The 17,285-nt window shown below is 69.9% G+C and carries 17 protein-coding genes; 8 read left to right on the top strand and 9 right to left on the bottom strand.

Annotated features, from left to right (window positions below; genetic code table 11):
* The first annotated feature begins 8 nt into the window (after positions 1-8).
* The gene (locus OG729_RS05990; RefSeq protein WP_360884623.1) at positions 9-488 is read left to right on the top strand and encodes a MarR family transcriptional regulator; all 480 of its coding nucleotides are present in this window, start codon (positions 9-11) and stop codon (positions 486-488) included.
* A gap of 79 nt (positions 489-567) precedes the next feature.
* Here OG729_RS05990 and OG729_RS05985 read toward each other — a convergent pair whose 3' ends face one another.
* The 3 genes from OG729_RS05985 to OG729_RS05975 form a co-directional block, all read right to left on the bottom strand.
* Entirely contained in the window at positions 568-1,629 is a 1,062-nt protein-coding gene (locus OG729_RS05985) for a methyltransferase (RefSeq protein WP_405804749.1), read from the bottom strand.
* A 29-nt stretch (positions 1,630-1,658) separates the two neighbouring features.
* Positions 1,659-2,672: a methyltransferase gene (locus OG729_RS05980; protein WP_405804747.1), complete on the bottom strand. Its 1,014-nt coding sequence runs from the start codon at positions 2,670-2,672 to the stop codon at positions 1,659-1,661.
* 92 nt (positions 2,673-2,764) lie between these two features.
* On the bottom strand, positions 2,765-3,562 hold the full coding sequence (locus tag OG729_RS05975; RefSeq protein ID WP_360884614.1) for an SDR family NAD(P)-dependent oxidoreductase: 798 nt from the start codon (positions 3,560-3,562) through the stop codon (positions 2,765-2,767).
* Positions 3,563-3,893: 331 nt separating this feature from the next.
* Between OG729_RS05975 and OG729_RS05970 the strand changes: the two genes are divergently transcribed.
* The 5 genes from OG729_RS05970 to asnB all read left to right on the top strand — a co-directional run bounded on the left by OG729_RS05970 (position 3,894) and on the right by asnB (position 8,811).
* Positions 3,894-4,925 carry a methyltransferase gene (locus tag OG729_RS05970; protein WP_360884611.1) on the top strand — a complete coding sequence of 344 codons (1,032 nt, stop codon included), beginning with the start codon at positions 3,894-3,896 and terminating at the stop codon, positions 4,923-4,925.
* Positions 4,926-4,992: 67 nt separating this feature from the next.
* Complete coding sequence (locus OG729_RS05965) at positions 4,993-6,195, top strand: cytochrome P450 (protein WP_405804744.1); 1,203 nt, start codon at positions 4,993-4,995, stop codon at positions 6,193-6,195.
* 13 nt (positions 6,196-6,208) lie between these two features.
* Positions 6,209-6,451, top strand: a complete 243-nt coding sequence (locus tag OG729_RS05960) for a ferredoxin (RefSeq protein WP_405804742.1) — start codon at positions 6,209-6,211, stop codon at positions 6,449-6,451.
* 2 nt (positions 6,452-6,453) lie between these two features.
* The gene (locus OG729_RS05955; RefSeq protein ID WP_360884602.1) at positions 6,454-6,942 is read left to right on the top strand and encodes a hypothetical protein; all 489 of its coding nucleotides are present in this window, start codon (positions 6,454-6,456) and stop codon (positions 6,940-6,942) included.
* Positions 6,943-6,969: 27 nt separating this feature from the next.
* Positions 6,970-8,811, top strand: coding sequence for an asparagine synthase (glutamine-hydrolyzing) (asnB, locus tag OG729_RS05950; RefSeq protein WP_405804740.1), 1,842 nt, complete (start codon positions 6,970-6,972; stop codon positions 8,809-8,811).
* A gap of 72 nt (positions 8,812-8,883) precedes the next feature.
* Here the strand turns inward: asnB and OG729_RS05945 are convergent, their stop codons facing one another.
* Positions 8,884-10,083, bottom strand: a complete 1,200-nt coding sequence (locus tag OG729_RS05945) for a cytochrome P450 (protein ID WP_405804739.1) — start codon at positions 10,081-10,083, stop codon at positions 8,884-8,886.
* A 232-nt stretch (positions 10,084-10,315) separates the two neighbouring features.
* Here OG729_RS05945 and OG729_RS05940 point away from each other — a divergent pair, with 232 nt between their 5' ends.
* Entirely contained in the window at positions 10,316-11,827 is a 1,512-nt protein-coding gene (locus tag OG729_RS05940) for a peptide MFS transporter (RefSeq protein ID WP_405804737.1), read from the top strand.
* A 103-nt stretch (positions 11,828-11,930) separates the two neighbouring features.
* Here OG729_RS05940 and OG729_RS05935 read toward each other — a convergent pair whose 3' ends face one another.
* Entirely contained in the window at positions 11,931-12,245 is a 315-nt protein-coding gene (locus tag OG729_RS05935) for a hypothetical protein (RefSeq protein WP_405804736.1), read from the bottom strand.
* 84 nt (positions 12,246-12,329) lie between these two features.
* Here OG729_RS05935 and OG729_RS05930 point away from each other — a divergent pair, with 84 nt between their 5' ends.
* Complete coding sequence (locus tag OG729_RS05930; RefSeq protein ID WP_405804734.1) at positions 12,330-13,220, top strand: hypothetical protein; 891 nt, start codon at positions 12,330-12,332, stop codon at positions 13,218-13,220.
* Between the two features lie 227 nt (positions 13,221-13,447).
* Here the strand turns inward: OG729_RS05930 and OG729_RS05925 are convergent, their stop codons facing one another.
* Genes OG729_RS05925 through OG729_RS05910 form a run of 4 tightly spaced genes read right to left on the bottom strand, consistent with a single transcriptional unit; the run spans position 13,448 to position 17,283 of the window.
* A complete protein-coding gene (locus OG729_RS05925) occupies positions 13,448-14,140 on the bottom strand; it encodes an SDR family NAD(P)-dependent oxidoreductase (RefSeq protein ID WP_360884587.1) in 693 nt (230 codons plus the stop codon).
* Positions 14,141-14,155: 15 nt separating this feature from the next.
* Positions 14,156-15,010: an LLM class flavin-dependent oxidoreductase gene (locus OG729_RS05920; RefSeq protein WP_405804732.1), complete on the bottom strand. Its 855-nt coding sequence runs from the start codon at positions 15,008-15,010 to the stop codon at positions 14,156-14,158.
* On the bottom strand, positions 15,010-16,221 hold the full coding sequence (locus OG729_RS05915; RefSeq protein WP_405804730.1) for a nucleotide disphospho-sugar-binding domain-containing protein: 1,212 nt from the start codon (positions 16,219-16,221) through the stop codon (positions 15,010-15,012). The genes OG729_RS05920 and OG729_RS05915 overlap by 1 nt, the downstream gene beginning before the upstream one ends.
* 33 nt (positions 16,222-16,254) lie before the next feature.
* The gene (locus tag OG729_RS05910) at positions 16,255-17,283 is read right to left on the bottom strand and encodes an LLM class flavin-dependent oxidoreductase (protein ID WP_360884579.1); all 1,029 of its coding nucleotides are present in this window, start codon (positions 17,281-17,283) and stop codon (positions 16,255-16,257) included.
* Positions 17,284-17,285: the final 2 nt, after the last annotated feature.

Genomic DNA, 17,285 nt, shown 5'->3' with positions numbered 1-17,285 from the left:
CGGGACACATGTCAAGCGAGGGCCGTGAGGAGCTCGTTCGGGAAGTCGACCGGGAACTTCGCAACCTGGTGTCCCGCTCGGTGCTCTTCCACCAGGCGGTGGCGGACCGACTCGGCATGAGCGTGCTCGATCTGAACTGCCTGGGCGCCCTCGTCCAGCGAGGCCCCATGAGCGCGGGCGGGCTCGCCGAGGAGAACGGCGTCACCACCGGCGCGATCACCGGAGTGATCGACCGGCTGGAAGGGGCCGGATTTGTACGCAGAGACAAGGACCCCAAGGACCGCAGGCGGGTCATCGTGACCCCGCTGCCCAACCTCGAGGCCCAGATTTTCCCGCTCTTCGAAGGCCTTGCGACCTCACTCGTCGAGCTGAGCGGGAAGTTCGGTGACGACGAGCTGAGGACCGTCGTCGAGTTCATGCGCGCCGCCGCCCCGGTCACCCAGGAGCAGACCGCGAAGCTGCGGGCCGCCGGCAGGCCGAGGAAATGACCAGCGCAAGGCGGCCGGTGCGCCCCGAGGGGTGCACCGGCCAACGCTTTGCGCTCCTGGAACCCGAATAAGCCGTTCACTACGGGATCCTGCCCTCGATCAGTCGCAGCGGAGTGCCCGTGGGAGTGACCCCGGTGAACTCCATCCCGGCCCGCTCGAACATGACGCGGTACTCGTCGGCGGTACGTTCCCAGCCACCCATCACCAGCAGCATGTGCAGGTCCATCAGGGCGTCCCAGGGCGTCTCCGGCGGATCCGCGACCAGCTGTTCGAGGAGTACGACCCGGCCACCGGAGTGCCCGGCCTCCACGCAGTTGCGCAGCACCGTGTTGCAGGCGTCGTCCTCCCACATGTGCAGCACCTGGCGGATCAGATGGACGTCCGCCGCCGGTACCCGCTCGAAGCAGTCGCCGATCACCAGCTCGCAGCGGTCGCCGAGCGAACCGCCCTCGCGCAGTTCCGGCAGCGCGGCGTCGATGGCGTGCGGCCGGTCGTACAGCACCGCGTTCACGTGCGGATTGCCCTCCAACAGGCTCCGCACCAGGCTGCCGTGACCGCCGCCGACATCGCAGAAGGTCGCAACCCCGCTCAGATCGAGCGCCTTGACGACCCCCGGGTTCATCGCCTGGGACTGCGCCGCGTACCCGCGCAGGCACTGTTCGCCCGCCGCGTTGTCGTCCTCGTGGAAATAGGTGAACAGGTCCTTGCCGTACGTCTCCTGGAAGGCGCACTTGCCGCTGCGGACGCTCTCGGCGAGCTTGCCCCACATTGCCCAGCCCCAGCTGCCGCCGGTCAGCATGATGTCGGTCAGCGACGCCGGGGCGTCCGAGCGCATCGCGCGCGAGGCCTCGCTGTGCGAGTACCTGCCGGGTCCCTCCTGACGGAAGATGCCGAAGCCGACCAGCGCCCGCATCAGCCTGGTGAGCGCCGACGCGTCGGCGCCGACGGCCGTCGCCAGCTCCTCGACCGTGATCGGTTTGTCGTCCACGGCGTCGGCCAGGCCCAGTTGGGCCGCGGCCTGGACAGCGGCGCTCGCCCACATGCCCCAGCCGAGTTCGGCGACATGCTGGGCGGCCGGCGGACCTATCACTGGAGCGCCCTCGCAGGCAGGCACCTGATTTGCCGTCACATCACTGGTCATCACATACCACCTCTGATTCTCCTCCGGCCTCAGGGGCGGACGGATTCGAGCAAAACGATGGGGGCCCGCTCATGGCCGGCCAGGGGAAGCCGCCTGGCCGGGCCGAACCCGGCCTTTGCCAGCAGCTCCTCGTACTGCGCCGGAGTGCGGGCACGGCCCCCGGTCAGCACCATGAACTCCACGTCATTGGCGTGGACGTGCGAGGAGTGCTCGGTGTACTCCCAGTCCAGGAGCAGCAGCCGGCTCCCCGCCGGCGCCGCCTCGAAACAGTTGGACAGCAGCCGTGCGGCGCCCGTGTCGTCGAGATCGCACAGCACGTTCTTGAGCAGATAGTGCGAGCCGCCGGCCGGTACCTCGCGCAGGAAGTCACCGGCGACCACCTCGGCCCGGTCGGCACTGCCGGCCAGCGTCAGCGTCTCGTCGGCGTACGGCACCGCCCAGTCGAGGTCCAGCAGCACCCCGCGGGCGGCCGGGACCTCCTTCAGCAGCCGTGCCAGCACGGTGCCCGGGCTGCCGCCGATGTCGACGATCGTCCGCGCGCCGGTGAAGTCGTAACTGGCCACCAGCGCGTCCGCGGCCTCCAGGGACAGCGAGGCCGAGGTCTCGGCATAGCTGCGCGCCTCATCGGGGTTGGCGGCGTAGTACTCCCAGTGATCCAGACCCCACACCGCCCGCGTGGCGGGCTCGCCGGTACGCACCACGTCGGCGATCCGCTCCCAAGGGCGGGTCATTCCGGGTGCGTTGACCGCAATGGAGAAGCCCCGCAGCGACGGGATGTCGGAGCGCAGCAGTTCACCCGCCTCGGTCAGCTGCCAGCGGTCCGGGGCAACAGGGGCGATCAGTTCATGCAACTCGCACACCCGCAGAAAGCGGGTGAGGCTCTCCTCGTGCGCGCCGATCGCCGCGGCCAGTTCGGACGCCGTACGCGGCTTCTCGCCGAGGTGATCGGCGATACGCAGCTCCGCCATGCCGCGGATGACCAGACCGGCGGACCAGTGGAAGGGGTTGAGCCGGCGCAGCGCGCCGAGCGGGGAGAACGTCACTCGTGACCTCCTGTCGCCTCTCGTCGGCACGGGATGTGCGGACGAGCGGCACTGTCCAACGGAGCGGTCGTGAACGGCTCGCGCCGCGGCGATCAGTGGCCGCCGTCGACGTTGATCACATTCCCGGTGATGTTTCCGTTGGCCGCGGAGGCAAGGAACAGCACCGTGTTGTTGACGTCGTCGACGGTGGAGAACCGCAGGTGCGGCATGCCCTCGTTGAGCAGGCGCTTGGCCTGTTCGGGAGTGACGTCCGCGATGCGCTCCTTGAGGCTGTCGGGAAGCTTGCCGAGCAGCCCCTCGGTGACCGTGGGCCCGGGGGCCACGACATTGCTGAAGATGTTGTCGGTGAAGAGCTCGGTGGCCAGGGTGCGGCTGAGCCCGTGCAGCGCCGCCTTGCTCGCGGTGTACGCCTCTTCGCCCTTGCGGCCCCGGTGCACGATGCTCGCCGACATGAACACGATGCGGCCCCAACCGCCGGACTTCATCGTGGGCAGCACCGACTGGACAGTGTGGAAGGCGCCCTCAATCTCGGAGCGCAGCAGCGGCAGCCAGGTGTCGGCGGAGATCTCCTCGAAGCCCACGGGCTTCGGGTTCGGGCCGCCGGTCGCCGAGGCGTTGACCACCAGAATGTCGATCGCGCCCCATCTGTCGACCACCTGGCCGACCGCCGAGTCAATGGATTGACGGTCCGTCAGATCGAGCTGGACCGGCAGCGCCTCGCCGCCGGCCTCCTCGATCGACGCCGCCACTTCCTTGGCGGCGTCCGCACGCCGCAGATAGCTGAGCGCCACCCGGGCACCCTCGCGGCCGAAGGAGCGCGCCAGAGGGCGGCCGATGCCGCCGCTGCCCCCGGTGAGCAGCACGACCTTGCCGGTCAGTCCCAACTCCATGCCATGCTCCGTCTTCCCGGCCGCGGCCGGCTCGGCAACAGGTCCAGCCCCGGCCGTTCCCGGGCACGGAGCTGATTCATGGCTACAGCAGTGCGCTGGAGATCCACTCAAGGATCGGTCGACCCGGCATTGGCCCCCAAACCGGACCAGCCAGGCCCTGTCCGGCCGATCAGGCCGGACAGGACCTGGATGCGCGGGGTTCTGTCCGGTCTCCAGGTGTCTTCGAGGCGCGGCACCAATAGTGCTCCCGGCTCTCACCGCGCCTTCCCGGCGTAGCGGGAGGCCACGGCGCAGACACGTCTCTCCGTCACACCGGGAAAGGACCTGGCGCATGACAAGCACACCCGAAAAGCAGGGTTCGCTGAGCCTCCAAGACATCGTCGGACTGGGTATGGCCTTCGGAAGCGCCAAGGTCCTTCTGACGGCCACCGAACTCGAGCTCTTCACCAAGCTGAGCGAGACCGGGCCTGCGACCGAGGGGGAGATCCGCGAGCGGCTGGGCCTGCACTCCCGAGGCTCCCGCGAGTTCCTCAACGCGCTGGTCCGCCTCGGGCTCCTGGAGCGCAAGGACGGCAAGTACGGCAACAGCGAGGCGTCCGAAACCCACCTCGTCAAGGGCAAGCGCACCTACGTCGGCCGCTTCCTCGACCGCTCGAACGCCGTCCTGTACCCGGCGTGGGGCGGCTTCACCGAGTCCCTGAAGACCGGTGAGTCGCAGATCGAGGGCCACGGCGACGACAACATGTTCAAGCACCTGTACAAGAGCGAAGAGCAGATGCGCGACTTCGTCGCCATGATGGACGCGCTCAACTGGGCCGTCGGCCCCGAGCTCGCCAAGGAGTTCGACTGGAGCTCCGTCAAGACCGTCACCGACGTCGGCGGCGCGCGCGGCAACCTCCTCGCCACCATCATCGACGCCCACCCGCACCTGACCGGCACCGTCTTCGACCTGCCGACCGTGCAGCCGGCGTACGAGGACCACATCGGCGGACTCGGCCTCAAGGACAAGATCGCCTTCCACGGCGGCGACTTCTTCGCGGACCCGGTTCCCACGGCCGACGTCGTCATCATCGGACACGTCCTGGAGGACTGGTCCCCCGAGCGCCGCCAGCAGCTGATCAAGAGCGCGTTCGCCGGTCTGAAGCCGGGCGGCTTCCTGCTCGTCTACGACCCCATGCTGGACGACGAGCTCAGCCCGCTGAACAACCTGCTGACCAGCCTGACGATGCTCGTGGTCACCCACGGCGGTTCCGAGTACCACGTCGACGACGCCAAGAAGTGGTTCGACGAGGCCGGCTTCGCCGAGGTCACCGCGAAGCTCCTGGCCACCAACGACATCCTCCTGGTCGGCCGCAAGAAGTGAGGGACGCCGCGTAACGGCCGCCTCACGGCGGCCGCCGCGGCGCTTCGCATACAGAGAAGGGGTAGCGATGTCGATCGACGAAGAACTCCTCACGTTCCCGTTCCCGGCGCCCGAGGGTTTCGAGCCCCCGGAGGAGTTCTCCCGCCTGCGCGAGAAGGCTCCGGTGAGCCGGGTGACCCTGCCGACCGGTGACAAGGCGTGGCTGCTGACCCGGTACGCGGATGTGCGCCAGGCGCTGGTCGACCCGCGCCTGAGCCGGGCCGCGGCGGAGGCGCCCGGGGCACCGCGGATGGGCAACACCAGCCCCGGGCCCAAGACCATCCTGGGCATGGACCCGCCCGACCACTCCCGGCTGCGGCGGCTGGTGATGCAGGCCTTCACCGCCCGCCGGGTCGAGTCACTGCGCCCGCGGATCCAGCAGCTCGCCGACGAGCAGGCCGGCCTGGTGCTGGTAGCGCCGCACCCGGTCGACCTGATGTCGTGCTTCGCGCTCAGCCTGCCGATCAAGGTCATCTTCGAGCTCCTCGGAGTTCCCTACGAGGACTGCGACCGGCTGCACGCCTGGAGCGAGGTCATCTTCAGCCTCGGCGGACACACCCGGGAGGAAGTCGGCGAGGCCCGCGGCAATATCGTCGGCTACCTGCGGGGCCTGATCGAGGCCCGTCGGCAGGAGCCGACGGACGATCTGCTCGGTGTGCTGGTGCACGCCCGTGACGAGGGACAGTCGCTGTCCGAGGAGGAACTCCTCGACTTCGCGATGATCCTGATGACGGTCGGGCACCAGTCCACGTCCAACTCGCTCGGCATCGCCCTGTTCACCCTGCTCCAGCACCCCGAGCAGCTGGAACTGCTCAGGAAGAAGCCGGAGTTGGTGCCCGGCGCGGTCGAGGAGCTGCTGCGTCACAACCCCTTCGTCTTCACCGGCACCCAGCTCAGGGTCGCCACCGAGGACGTGGAGATCGGCGGAGTGACCGTCCGTACGGGCGAGGCGGTCATCGCCGCACTCGGATCGGCCAACCACGACGAAGAGATCTTCGCCGACCCCGACCGGTTCGATGTGGAGCGCACCCCCAACGTCCATCTGTCCTTCGGCTACGGCGTGCACCACTGCCTCGGCGCCCAGCTCGCCCGGCTCGAGATGCAGATCGCCCTGCGGACACTGATCGAGAAGGTGCCGGACACCCTCCGGCTCGCCGTGCCGGTGGAGTGGCTGACCTGGAAGACAGGTCTCACCGCCCGGGCGCTGGCGAACCTTCCGGTCACCTGGTGAAGGCGGGCGGACGATGACCACGCAGACCCCGCCCCAGTGGCGCATCGCGGTGGACCGTGCGTGCAAGCGCAGCGGCATCTGCACCGCGCAGGCCCCGCGCTACTTCACCGTTGACGACAAGCTGCGCACCCGTCCCGTCGCCGAACTCGTCGACCCGGACGGTGAGTTGATCGAGGTCGTCGAGGCCTGCCCGGCGGAGGCCATTTCCGTCACCGACCAGAGCACCGGTCGGCCCGTCGTACCGAACGAGGAGTAACCATGTCCGGCAGACCGTCGACCACTCGCCGCCGGCTGCTCACAGGCACCGGTGCGGTGACGGCAGCAGGCCTGACGGCCGCCGTCGCCGCACCGGCCGCCGAGGCCTCCGCGCACGCAGGCGCCGGCGGCCCGGCGGGCGTGTGGGCGGTCCAGGTGAGCATCGACCAGCGGCCCGGCGAGATCGAGCGCGCGCACTTCTCCTTCGGCAGCGACGGACAGCTCGTCGTACAGACCATCAACGCCTCGCACACCGGGCTCGGCGTCTGGCGCAGGGCCGGCGAGAACAGATTCGTCTTCGTACTGCGCCATCTGTGGACCAACGGCCTCGGCGCCTTCCAGTACGAGGTCAGGATCCGGCACGAAGGGAAGCTGACCTCGCCGACGACCTTCGTCTCGGAGGGGTCCGGCACCGCCGTCGACGCGGACGGCAAGGTCCTGCTGACCGTGAAGGCCAAGGTCAGCGGCACACGCTTCGGCATCGACGACTGAACGACCGATCGACTGAGGAGACACTGAATGTGCGGCATCGCCGGGTGGGTGGACTTCACACGTGATCTGCGCCAAGAGGTCGCCGCCGTAAAGGCGATGACCGACACGATGGCACTGCGGGGACCGGACGCGGGTGACGTCTGGATCACCGAGCACGCTGCCCTCGGCCACCGGCGGCTGTCCATCATCGACCTCGAGGGCGGCCGCCAGCCCATGGTGGCCGAGGAGAACGGGCAGGTACTCGCCAGCCTCACCTACAGCGGTGAGGTCTACAACTTCCAGGAGCTGCGGGAGGAACTGGTCGGCCTCGGCCACCGGTTCCGCACCCGCAGCGACACCGAAGTCGTGCTGCGCGCCTATCTGCAGTGGGGCGCGGACTTCGTCGAGCGCCTCAACGGCATGTACGCCTTCGCCATCTGGGACGCGCGCAGCGAGGAACTGCTCCTCGTACGCGACCGGGTGGGCATCAAACCCCTCTACTACCAGCAGCTGCCCGGCGGCGGCGTCCTCTTCGGCTCCGAGCCCAAGGCCATCCTCGCCAACCGGCTCGCCAGCCGCACCGTGGACGCCGACGGCCTGCGGGAGATCCTCGCGGGCACCAAGGCACCGGGCGTGGGCGCCATCCGTGACATGCCCGAGCTGACACCCGGATACGTCCTCAAGGTCGGCCGCGGCGGATCGACCCTGAGCAGGTACTGGAAGCTGGAGGCCCACGAGCACGAGGACGACCTCCCGACCACCATCAGTACGGTCCGCGAGCTGCTCGAGGACATCGTCACCCGGCAGATCGTCAGCGATGTGCCGCTGTGCACCATGCTCTCCGGCGGCCTCGACTCCAGCACCCTCACCGCTCTCGCCGCGATCGCCAAGCGACAGGACGGCAGCGGAAAGGTCCGCTCCTTCGCGGTCGACTTCGCGGGCTATCTCGACAACTTCGAACCCGACCTCACCCACCCGACGCCCGACTCCCCGTACGTCCACGAGGTCGTCGAGCACGTCGGCGCCGACCACAACCACATTGTGCTCGGCAACGACGACATGATCGAGGCGTCGGTGCGGCGCGCGGTCGTGCGGGCCATGGACTGGCCGGTCCTCATAGCGGGCCCCGGCAGCATGGACATCTCGCTCTATCTGCTCTTCCGCGCGATCCGCGGACAGTCCACCGTGGCGCTGACGGGGGAGTCGGCCGACGAACTCTTCGGCGGCTACCCGTGGTTCCACCACCCCGAGTACGGCCGGCCCGGCACCCTGCCGTGGACCCTCGCCCACAACCTCGGGCTGCCCGCGCTGTTCGGGCCGCTGTCGGCCCATCTGGACGTCCCCTCCTACCAGGCGGACCAGTACCGCCAGGCCGTCTCGGGCATGCCGAACCTGCCCGGTGAGAGCGGCCGCGACAAGCAGTTCCGCGAGTGCACCTACTTCTTCCTCACCCGCTTCATGCGCACCCTGCTGGACCGCAAGGACCGGCTCAGCATGGCGCTCGGCCTGGAGGTGCGGGTGCCGTTCTGCGACCACCGGCTGCAGGAGTACGTCTTCAACGCGCCGCGCGAGTTCAAGACCTTCGACGGCCAGTGGAAGAGCCTGCTGCGTGCGGCGGTCAAGGATCTGCTGCCCGAATCCATCCTGCACCGCCCCAAGACCGGCTATCCGATCTCCAACGACACCGCCTACGACACCTACGTCCAGGAGCAGTTCGGCAAGCTGCTGGCCGCCGGCGACGCCCCGGTGCTGCCGCTGCTCAACCCGACGGTCGTCGAGGACGTACGGCGGGACCAGACGGCGGCCGGCAAGCTCACCCGTATCGAGGTCGACATGGCCCTGCACATCAACGAGTGGCTGTCCGCGTACGACCTGGCCCTCGACTTCTGAGGCGTCTTCGACACATACGACGGTGCCCCAGGCCTTTTGAGGCCAGGGGCACCGTCGTATGCGCGCCTGCCGTCACCAGGTCACAGGCATCGTCTGCGGCCGCTTGAACGCCATGCCCCGCACCCACTCGAACTCCTCGGCCGGCACCGCGAGCCGCAGCCCCGGCAGCCGGTCGAGCAGTGCGCCCAGCGCCTCCTGCAGCTCGATCCGGCCCAGCTGCGCGCCCAGGCAGTGGTGCAGCCCGTGCCCGAAGGTCAGATGCGGGTTGTGCTCGCGGGCGATGTCGACGTCGGCGGCCTGCTCGAAGACCGTCTCGTCGCGGTTCGCCGAGGTGATCGCGGGCAGCACCGCCTCGCCCGCGCGGATCAGCGCGCCGCCCAGCTCCATGTCCTCGGTGGCGATCCGCATCGCGCCGGCGCCGCCGCCCGCCAGCGAGTAGCGGAACAGCTCCTCGACCGCGCTGGGCACCAACTCCCGGTCCCCGAGCAGCCGTTCCCACAGATCCGGCTTGCGCAGCAGTGTGATCAGGGCGCCGACTATCTCGCCGGTCGTCGCGTGATAGCCCGCGACCAGCAGGGTGTGCCCGAAGGCGAGCAGCTCCTCCTCGGAGAGCCGGTCGCCCTCCTCCCGGGCGTCGATCAGTACGGTGAGCAGATCGTCCGCGGGATCGGCCTTCTTCGCCTCGATCAGCTCCGAAAGATAGGTGTTGAGGCTGATGCGCGCCTCCATCACGGTCTCGTGGGAGGCCGCGGAGACGCTGAGCATCACATCCGTCCATTCCCGGAACCGCTCATGGTCGTCGTACGGCACACCGAGCAGCTCACAGATAACCGTGATCGGCAGCGGCTGAGCCAGATGCCCGATCAGATCGGCGGGTGCTCCCTCGGCGGCCATGGATTCGATCAGCCGGTCGGCGGTCTGCCGCACCGCCGGGCGCAGCTGCTCGATCCGTCGCGCGGTGAACGCCTTGGTGACCAGCTTGCGCAGCCGGGTGTGCTCCGGCGGGTCCATCACGAAGATGGACTTCGAGCCCTTGGCGACCGGCAGCAGCCGCGGCGCGTCCGGCTCGGTCAGCGCGGCCTTGCTGAACCGGGGGTCCGCGAGCACATGACGTACGTCCTCGTAGCGGGTCACCACCCACGCCCGGTGGCCCGTGGGCAGCGTCAGCGGCGCGACGGGCTCCGACTCGCGCAGCTTCGCGAACTCCGGCGCCGGCTCCAGCGGATCGGGCGCCGGGAGCGGAAAGGTGCGCGGAGGATCCTCAGCGGTCATCGCGTGACTCCTTTGTGGTTCTGGCTGCTTCGATCGGTTGCAGGAGGTCCTGCACGGTGCTTGCCGGGGGCTTGCAGGGTGCTCGCAGGGGGGCGGACGCACTGCGTCAGGCGGATCGTGACAGCCCCCCTTCGACCCGCGATGGAGCCCGGCTCGATGCGTGCGGCGACATCGAGTCCGTTTCAAGCAAGCCCTGTCAGCCTGCGCGTACATACGCGTATGAGGAGGACGGATGACTACGGATGCCACGGCTCCGGTGGCCAAGAAGCAGGAGCCGCAGCCGCCCCGCCCGTCGAAGAGCCGGCGCACCTTCCTCGGCTGGCCCCGCTGGTTCATCACTCTGTTCGGCACCGACATGTGGGAGCGCTTCAGCTTCTACGGCATGGCCGCGCTGCTCTTCCTGTACGCCTCCGAGCCGAAGGCGGACGGCGGCCTCGGCCTCGGCAACAGCACCGCGGCAGCCCTGTTCGGGGTTTATCTCTCCACCGTCTTCATGGCCTCGCTGCCTGGCGGCTGGATCGGCGACCGGATCCTCGGCGCCCGCAGGGCCGTACTGTACGGCGGCATCACCATTGCGCTCGGCCACTGCTTCATGGCGGTGCCGACCGTGCCGACGTTCTACGGCGGCCTCGGGCTGCTGGCCGTGGGCACCGGCCTGCTGAAGCCGAACCTGGCCAGCATGCTCGCCGCCTTCTATCCGCGCGACGCGCACGCCGAGCGGGACGCGGGCTTCTCCATCTTCTATATGAGCATCCAGATCAGCGCGGTGGTCGCACCGCTGGTGACCGGGGGGCTGGGCGAACTGGTCAACTGGCACCTGGGCTTCGGCGTCGCGGCGCTCGGCATGGCGATCGGTGTCCTGCAGTACGTCCGCGGCAGCGCACACTTCGGGGACGTGGGCAATGAGCCGACCCGCCGGGCCGGTGCGGCGGAGCGCCGGCGGGTACTGCGCGGCGCACTGGTGATCCTCGCGGTCGTGGGCCTGATCCTCGGGGCGGACGCGGTAGCGGGCACCCTGAAGCTGCGTCATGTGCTGATGCTGGCAGGGCTGTTCGCGATCGGGTCGACCATCGCCTGTTTCACCTATCTGCTGCGCAGCCGTGAGGTGACGACCGAGGAACGCGGGCGCGTGAAGGCGTACATCTGGGTCTTCCTGGCGGCCGCGATCTTCTGGATGATCTTTGTCCAGGGCGGCTCGGTCTTCAGTCTCTTCGCCAAGGCGTCGACCGACCGCACGATCGGCGACTTCACCATTCCCGCGAGCTGGTTCCAGTCCGCCGTACCGCTGTTCATGATCGCGGTGGCGCCGGTCTTCGCCCGGCTGTGGGTGCGGCTCGGGGACCGCGTCGGCGCCCCGGCGAAGCTCGCCTGCGGGCTCGGCTTCATGGGGTCGAGCCTGGTCGTGATGGCACTGGCCACCGTCGCGGCGTCGGGCGGTAACGATGTCTCGCCGCTGTGGCTGCTGGTTGCCTATCTGCTGCAGGCCTGCGGTGAGATGTCGTTCGCCCCGGTGGGGATGAGCGTGACGACGAAGGTGGCTCCGGCGACGTTCATCAGCCAGATGATCGGCGTCTTCTGGCTGGCGGCGGCGCTGGGCGCGGGCGTCGGCGGCCAGGCGGTGCGCTTCTCGGAGGACAACCTGCCGGGGCCGGGGTACTTCCTGGTGATGGCGGGGCTGGCCGCGGTGGTGGGCACGGCGTTGGGGCTGGCGTCGGGCCGGCTGCGCCGGGGACTGGGCGTCTAGGCCGACCTTGGGCTCCGCCCCGGACGAGTCGCCCGTGCCCGCTATTGGCGCGACCGCCGGACCGGCACCCTGTGGAAGCTGTTGCCGGGCGCGGACGGCCGGGTCATGAGGTGAGGTTGTTCAGCGCGGCTTCGGCCAGGTTCGGCCACTGTGCGGCGTGGGCGTGAGGAACGGAGACCCAGTCCTTGAAGGGGCGGTGGTTGCCGGACGGATCGAAGAGTTCAGCTTGAGGGAGGGCGAGGGCTTCGGCATGGGTGGGGGTGCCCTCGCCGAGTTTGAAGGCAAGGTGGTCGCCTTTGAGGCAGGCGAAGGCCTTGCCGTGGGCTTTGAGGGCGCGTTTGCCGAACATCGCACCTGCGACGGCGCCGAGCGGCGCGAGGTCGGCAGCGATGTCGTCGAAGAGTCCATCGGGGGTCATGGGTGGGGTCCCCTTTCTGAGTGGAGTGAGCCACCGTAACGTCATCCGGGACGATGTGACTTGTTCGAAGGGGGCGTGCTTCCGGTGCGCGATGCCGAATCCGGCGGGCTCACCCTGCGTTTCGCGCCGGAGGTGCGAGCCGGAGTTCTCGAAGGGCACGCCGTGATCGTGGCGGAGCCCCCGGCTGATCTCGATCCGGCGTCCGGTGTCGTCCTGCGGTTGCGCCTGTTCTGCGCCCGGATCACCTCAATGCGACGCCGTACCGCCTCCTCGGAGGATCGGCCGGCGGACGTCACGCCCCTGGTGCAGACGGAGCAACCGCGCGTCGTCCACTGTCCGTTGGACATTCCCCCTGCCGCCGGCGCCCTGGAGTACCACCTCAGCTGGGCAATCGACCCGCCTGACGCGGGATTCGGAGCCGACGGGGAGGAAAGGGCGTTGTTCGACGTCCGCCTGCTCGCCCAGCACCCCGATGGCGAGGACCAAGTCCTGGCCGCGGGGCACATCAATGCGGCCTGGGTGGCACCCCACTCCGTCAGGAGCCTTGGACAGCTTGCCCACCTCGGGACCAGCGGCTGCCTGCCCCCATCGCTGGCCGACGCCATCGGCGACGTGATTCGCACCAACGAGGGGTCGGTGCCCTGGTGCGGGCACTGCGCGATGTGCTGGGAACTGGAGCTGCTGACGCACGCCGACCGGGTGCGGGAACTGGCCGAGCACTACAAGGAAACAGCCGTCAGTGTCCTACTGGCACAGTGGGATCCCAGTACCGGTCCCGACTACTACGACCGCTCGCGCTACAGGCCCTGCCGCTGCCAGCGCCTCCGCCTCGGCGCGCGCCCGGAGGCCCGGGACAAATGGTGGGCAGCGGACCTGCTCACCCGCGAGCGCCTCGACACCCAACTGCGGCAGCATGTCACGGCCGCCCGCCTCCGACACCTCGCCCACCAGCGCCGCACGCTGGGCAGCCCCTGACACTCGTCGTCACGCCGGCAGAGGATCGGGGAGTGATGTCCATCCTCACGCCCGCCCGTTGATCGAAGTAGACGTACGCGGGCTCGGGGCGGTGCACCAGCCCCAGCACCACCAGGATCACGACCCAGTCGAGGAGGTGCCACGCCATGAGCCACCCGTGCATATCGCCGTTGGCGTAGAGCGGCAGGGCGACAAGTACGTGCAGCGCCGGCAGGAAGCCCCGCCGCTCACCAGCCAACAACCGCCCCGCTGCGGAAGAACACCCCGCTCGGCGCCCCGTCCGGCAGCGTCGCCGCATACGCGATGTCCCCTGCCGCGTCCTCGGCGGACCGCTCGGCCTCGGGACGCATCCGGGTGCGGACCAAGCCGGGGTTCACCGCGTTCACCAGCACCCCCGTGCCCGCCGTCTCCTTGGCAAGCAGCACCGTCACCGCGTTGAGCGCGGCCTTGGAGACCGAGTACGCCGGAGCCTGCGGGAAGAGCCCGTTGGTGAAGGAGCCCGTACCGCTGGAGACCATCACGACGCGTCCCCAGCCGTGCTCCACCATCCCGGGCAGAAATGCCTGGGAGACCCGCCAGGCGCCCAGCACGTTCACCGAGAGCGTGGCTTCCACCAGCGAGAGGGGCACTGCGGACGGCGCGTCTCCGCGGTCCAAGAAGGTCCCCGCGTTGTTCACCAGGACGTCGACGCGCCCCACCCGTTCGGCCGCGCTCTTGACCGAGGCGTCGTCCGACACATCGAGGACGACGGCCGCCGCGCCCTCGCCGAGCGAATCTGCGGCGGCCGTCACCGCCTCCTCGTCGCGTCCGCCGAGCACCACCCGAAACCCCCGGGCGTGCAGCAGGGCGCTGACCGCGAGGCCGAGCCCCCGATTGGCGCCCGTCACAAGCGCCGTACGGGAGCGGAGTACCGGTGTCATTCGTCGTCAGCTCCTTCAGAGCACTGCGTCGGCGAGGAGTTCCAGCTGGCCGGTGTCGCTGCCGCAGGGCATGAAGACGATCTCGTCGCAGCCCGCCTCCTCGTACTCCTTCACCGCCCGCCGCAGCCGGTCCGCATCGGTGAACGCCATGCCCACGATCGACTCGGCGCGCCCGCTGAAGGCGTAGTAGTCCAGCAGATACTCCTTCGCCCGGTCGGTGGCAGCCGTGCCCAGCGAGAAGTAGAGCAGTGTCACCAGATGCGGCCGGTCCATCCGGCCGGCCTTCGCCCAAGCCGCTTTTACCTGCACGGCGTTGGCCCGATAGCCGGAGGGGGAGCTGCCGCCGGCGATCCAGCCGCGGCCGTACTGCGCCGCGCGCCGGAACGCCGCGTCGGACGTGCCGCCGATGAGCACCGGCGGCAGCGTCGTCGGCGTCGGGCCGACCGGACGGTCGAGGCCCAGGCCGTCGCCGCCCCAGATCCGGCGCAGATCCACCAGCAGGGAGTCGAGCACGGGACCGCGCGCGGAGTGCGGGACGCCCGACACCGCGAAGTCGTCCTCGCGGTTGCCCGCCGCCACCCCCAGCGTCAGCCGCCCCCCGGAGAGGCGGTCGAGCGAGGCCAGTTGCTTGGCCAGCAGAGGGGTGTTGTTGCGGTACGGCGGGGTCAGCACGGTCGTCGCCAGCTTGATCCGGTCGGTCACCGCGGCGGCCGCCGCGAGCGCGATCAGCGGCTCGTAGTTGTCGTACACCAGGCGGTCGAGTACGCCGAGCGTCGAGAAGCCGAACTGCTCGGCCTGGCGCGCCCAGTCGATGATCTCCTCCCGGCGGGCGCCGGGGACGGTGGAGGGGAGTCCCACACCGATCAGCATCAGCGGCCTCCTTCGGCCGGGTCGGTGGTGGCCGAGCCCGCTGCCGCGAGCCCGGTGAGGACGTCGACCACATGGGCGGGCGCCGGACGCTGCTGGATCTCGTGGCGCACTTCCTGCGCGGCCTTGCGGTACGCGGGCTCCTGAAGCAGTTCGCGCACGGCCGTACGGATCCGCTCCGGCTCGGCCTCGTCCTTGGCGAGGCTCAGCCCCGCCCCGGTGGCCGTGAACCGCTGGGCGTTGAAAGTGTGGTCGATGAGCTGGGGAACCACCAGCTGCGGCAGCCCGGCGGCGAGCGAGGTGAGGATCGTGCCCGCGCCGCCGTGCGCCACCACCGCGTCGCAGTGCGGCAGTACGGCGTGCAGCGGCACCGAGTTCAGCACCTTTACCCGCTCGGGCACGGCACCCAGCAGATGGCGCTGCTCCCGGGCCACCGCGACCACGATCCCGACGTCGAGCGAGTCGAGCGCGGCGACGATCCGCGGCGCGAGATACATCTCCCCGTCCAGCCGTCCGACCGTCGTGCCCCAGGTCACGCAGACGCGCGGCCTGCGGCGCTCGACCGGGGGCAGCGGCACGGGCAGCGACCCGGAACCGTTGTACGGCACCGGGCGGACCGGCTGCCGCGTGATCGGCCGCGCCGCCTCGACCGCCGGCACCTGCATGGCTGCCGGGCAGGGATCGAGCGTCAGGCTGCCCAGCAGATCGACGCCGTCGAGGCCGAAGCGCTCGCAGAGCGGGGCCATGACCTCGCGCTCCAGCTCCACGGCCCCCGCGCGGTGCATCAGATCCGCACCCCAGGGAAAGCGCACGGACGGAATCCCGAGCACCGTCGCCGCCAATGGCCCCGCATACGCGGTGGGTTCGAAAACAATGAGGTCCGGCCGCCAGGCGCGGCCGTACGCGACCAGATCGTCCGCCATCGCCGAGGCCAGATCGGCAAAGAGCGACACCGCCCGCGGCCCCTTGGCACGTGTCGGCCGGCCGGCCGACACGGGCGCCCGCCCGGGTATGTAGTCGCGGATCCGGGCGACCGCGTCGACGCTGTCGTCCCCGACCGCCACGGCGGACACCCCGGACGCGGCGATCGTCGCGCTCAGCGCGGGCGCGCTGGCCGCCCGCACCTCATGACCGGCCGCCCGCAGCGCCCAGGCCAGCGGCACCATCTGGTAGTAGTGGGTCGGCCATGCCCAGCTCGTGAACAGCACCCGCATGTGTCGCTCGCCCCTTCCGGTGCGTTGCTCTCGTCAGTCGCCGAGACCTGCCTGCCGGTGCGCCTCGGCCGCCGCGCGCACCAGGGACAACTGGCCCTCCAGCGTCGGCGCGTACGGCGAGATCCCGAGGGTGGTGACGCCCGCGGCGGCGAAGTCGGACATCCGGCGGGCGATCCGCGCGGGCGGCCCCAACAGCGAGGTGCTGTCGATGAATTCGACCGGCACGGCCGCGGCGGCACCGCGCGCGTCCCCGGCCGTGAACCGCTCCTGGACCTCGTCGGCGGCCTTCTCATGGCCCATCCGCACGGCCAGCCGGTAGTAGAAGTTGCTGTCCTTGTCGCCGAGGCTCATAAAGCGGGCGACATAGTGGCTGATGGCCTCGGCCGCGGACCGTACGTCCGAGCCGACCGCCATCGGGGCGGACACGAAGGCGTCGAAACCCTCCAGGTCAAGTCCCGCCCGCTGACGTCCCGTACGCAGCTCGATCAGCGCTTCCTCGGCGAGCTCGGGGGAGCAGAACACCCCCACCCAGCCGTCCGCGATCTCGCCGGTCAGCTGCAGGCTGCGCGGGCCGACCGCGGCCAGGTACACCGGCAGCCGCGGATGCGCGGGCTCGGTGGTGAGCCGGAACGCACCGCCGGTGCCGCCCGGCATCGGCAGCGCGAAGTGCTTGCCGGCGTAGGTGACTTCGTCCCGCGCCAGCGTGCGCCGCACGATCTCCACGTACTCCCTCGTGCGGGCGAGCGGCTTGGCGAACGGCGTGCCGTGCCAGCCCTCCGTCACATGGGAGTTGGAGATCCCCAGCCCGAGCCGGAACCGGCCACCGGACAGTCCGTCCAGCGTCGCCGCGGTCAGCGCCATGCTCACCGGAGTGCGCGCCGGGATCTGGATGACCGTGGAGAGCAGACCGATACGGCTGGTCCGCGCGGCCACCCAGCCCAGCACGGAGACCGCGTCCGAGCGGAACCCCTCGGGCGCCGCGGCGACGTCGAAGCCGAGCCGTTCGGCTTCCTGCGCCGTCTCCGCGCAGCCCTGGGGAACGAGATTGATCCCGAGTCGCATCG

Source organism: Streptomyces sp. NBC_00210 (assembly GCF_045160975.1).
Classification (GTDB): Bacteria; Actinomycetota; Actinomycetes; order Streptomycetales; family Streptomycetaceae; genus Streptomyces.
This window is presented reverse-complemented; position numbering and strand designations above follow the sequence as displayed.

Coding starts and splice junctions, on each gene's coding strand:
- OG729_RS05975 (WP_360884614.1), bottom strand. CDS start 3,562: ATGGAGTTGGGACTGACCGGCAAGGTCGTGCTGCTCACCGGGGGCAGC.
- OG729_RS05955 (WP_360884602.1), top strand. CDS start 6,454: ATGTCCGGCAGACCGTCGACCACTCGCCGCCGGCTGCTCACAGGCACC.
- OG729_RS05970 (WP_360884611.1), top strand. CDS start 3,894: ATGACAAGCACACCCGAAAAGCAGGGTTCGCTGAGCCTCCAAGACATC.
- OG729_RS05940 (WP_405804737.1), top strand. CDS start 10,316: ATGACTACGGATGCCACGGCTCCGGTGGCCAAGAAGCAGGAGCCGCAG.
- OG729_RS05945 (WP_405804739.1), bottom strand. CDS start 10,083: ATGACCGCTGAGGATCCTCCGCGCACCTTTCCGCTCCCGGCGCCCGAT.
- OG729_RS05985 (WP_405804749.1), bottom strand. CDS start 1,629: ATGACCAGTGATGTGACGGCAAATCAGGTGCCTGCCTGCGAGGGCGCT.
- OG729_RS05910 (WP_360884579.1), bottom strand. CDS start 17,283: ATGCGACTCGGGATCAATCTCGTTCCCCAGGGCTGCGCGGAGACGGCG.
- OG729_RS05925 (WP_360884587.1), bottom strand. CDS start 14,140: ATGACACCGGTACTCCGCTCCCGTACGGCGCTTGTGACGGGCGCCAAT.
- OG729_RS05960 (WP_405804742.1), top strand. CDS start 6,209: ATGACCACGCAGACCCCGCCCCAGTGGCGCATCGCGGTGGACCGTGCG.
- asnB (WP_405804740.1), top strand. CDS start 6,970: ATGTGCGGCATCGCCGGGTGGGTGGACTTCACACGTGATCTGCGCCAA.
- OG729_RS05915 (WP_405804730.1), bottom strand. CDS start 16,221: ATGCGGGTGCTGTTCACGAGCTGGGCATGGCCGACCCACTACTACCAG.
- OG729_RS05990 (WP_360884623.1), top strand. CDS start 9: ATGTCAAGCGAGGGCCGTGAGGAGCTCGTTCGGGAAGTCGACCGGGAA.
- OG729_RS05935 (WP_405804736.1), bottom strand. CDS start 12,245: ATGACCCCCGATGGACTCTTCGACGACATCGCTGCCGACCTCGCGCCG.
- OG729_RS05920 (WP_405804732.1), bottom strand. CDS start 15,010: ATGCTGATCGGTGTGGGACTCCCCTCCACCGTCCCCGGCGCCCGCCGG.
- OG729_RS05965 (WP_405804744.1), top strand. CDS start 4,993: ATGTCGATCGACGAAGAACTCCTCACGTTCCCGTTCCCGGCGCCCGAG.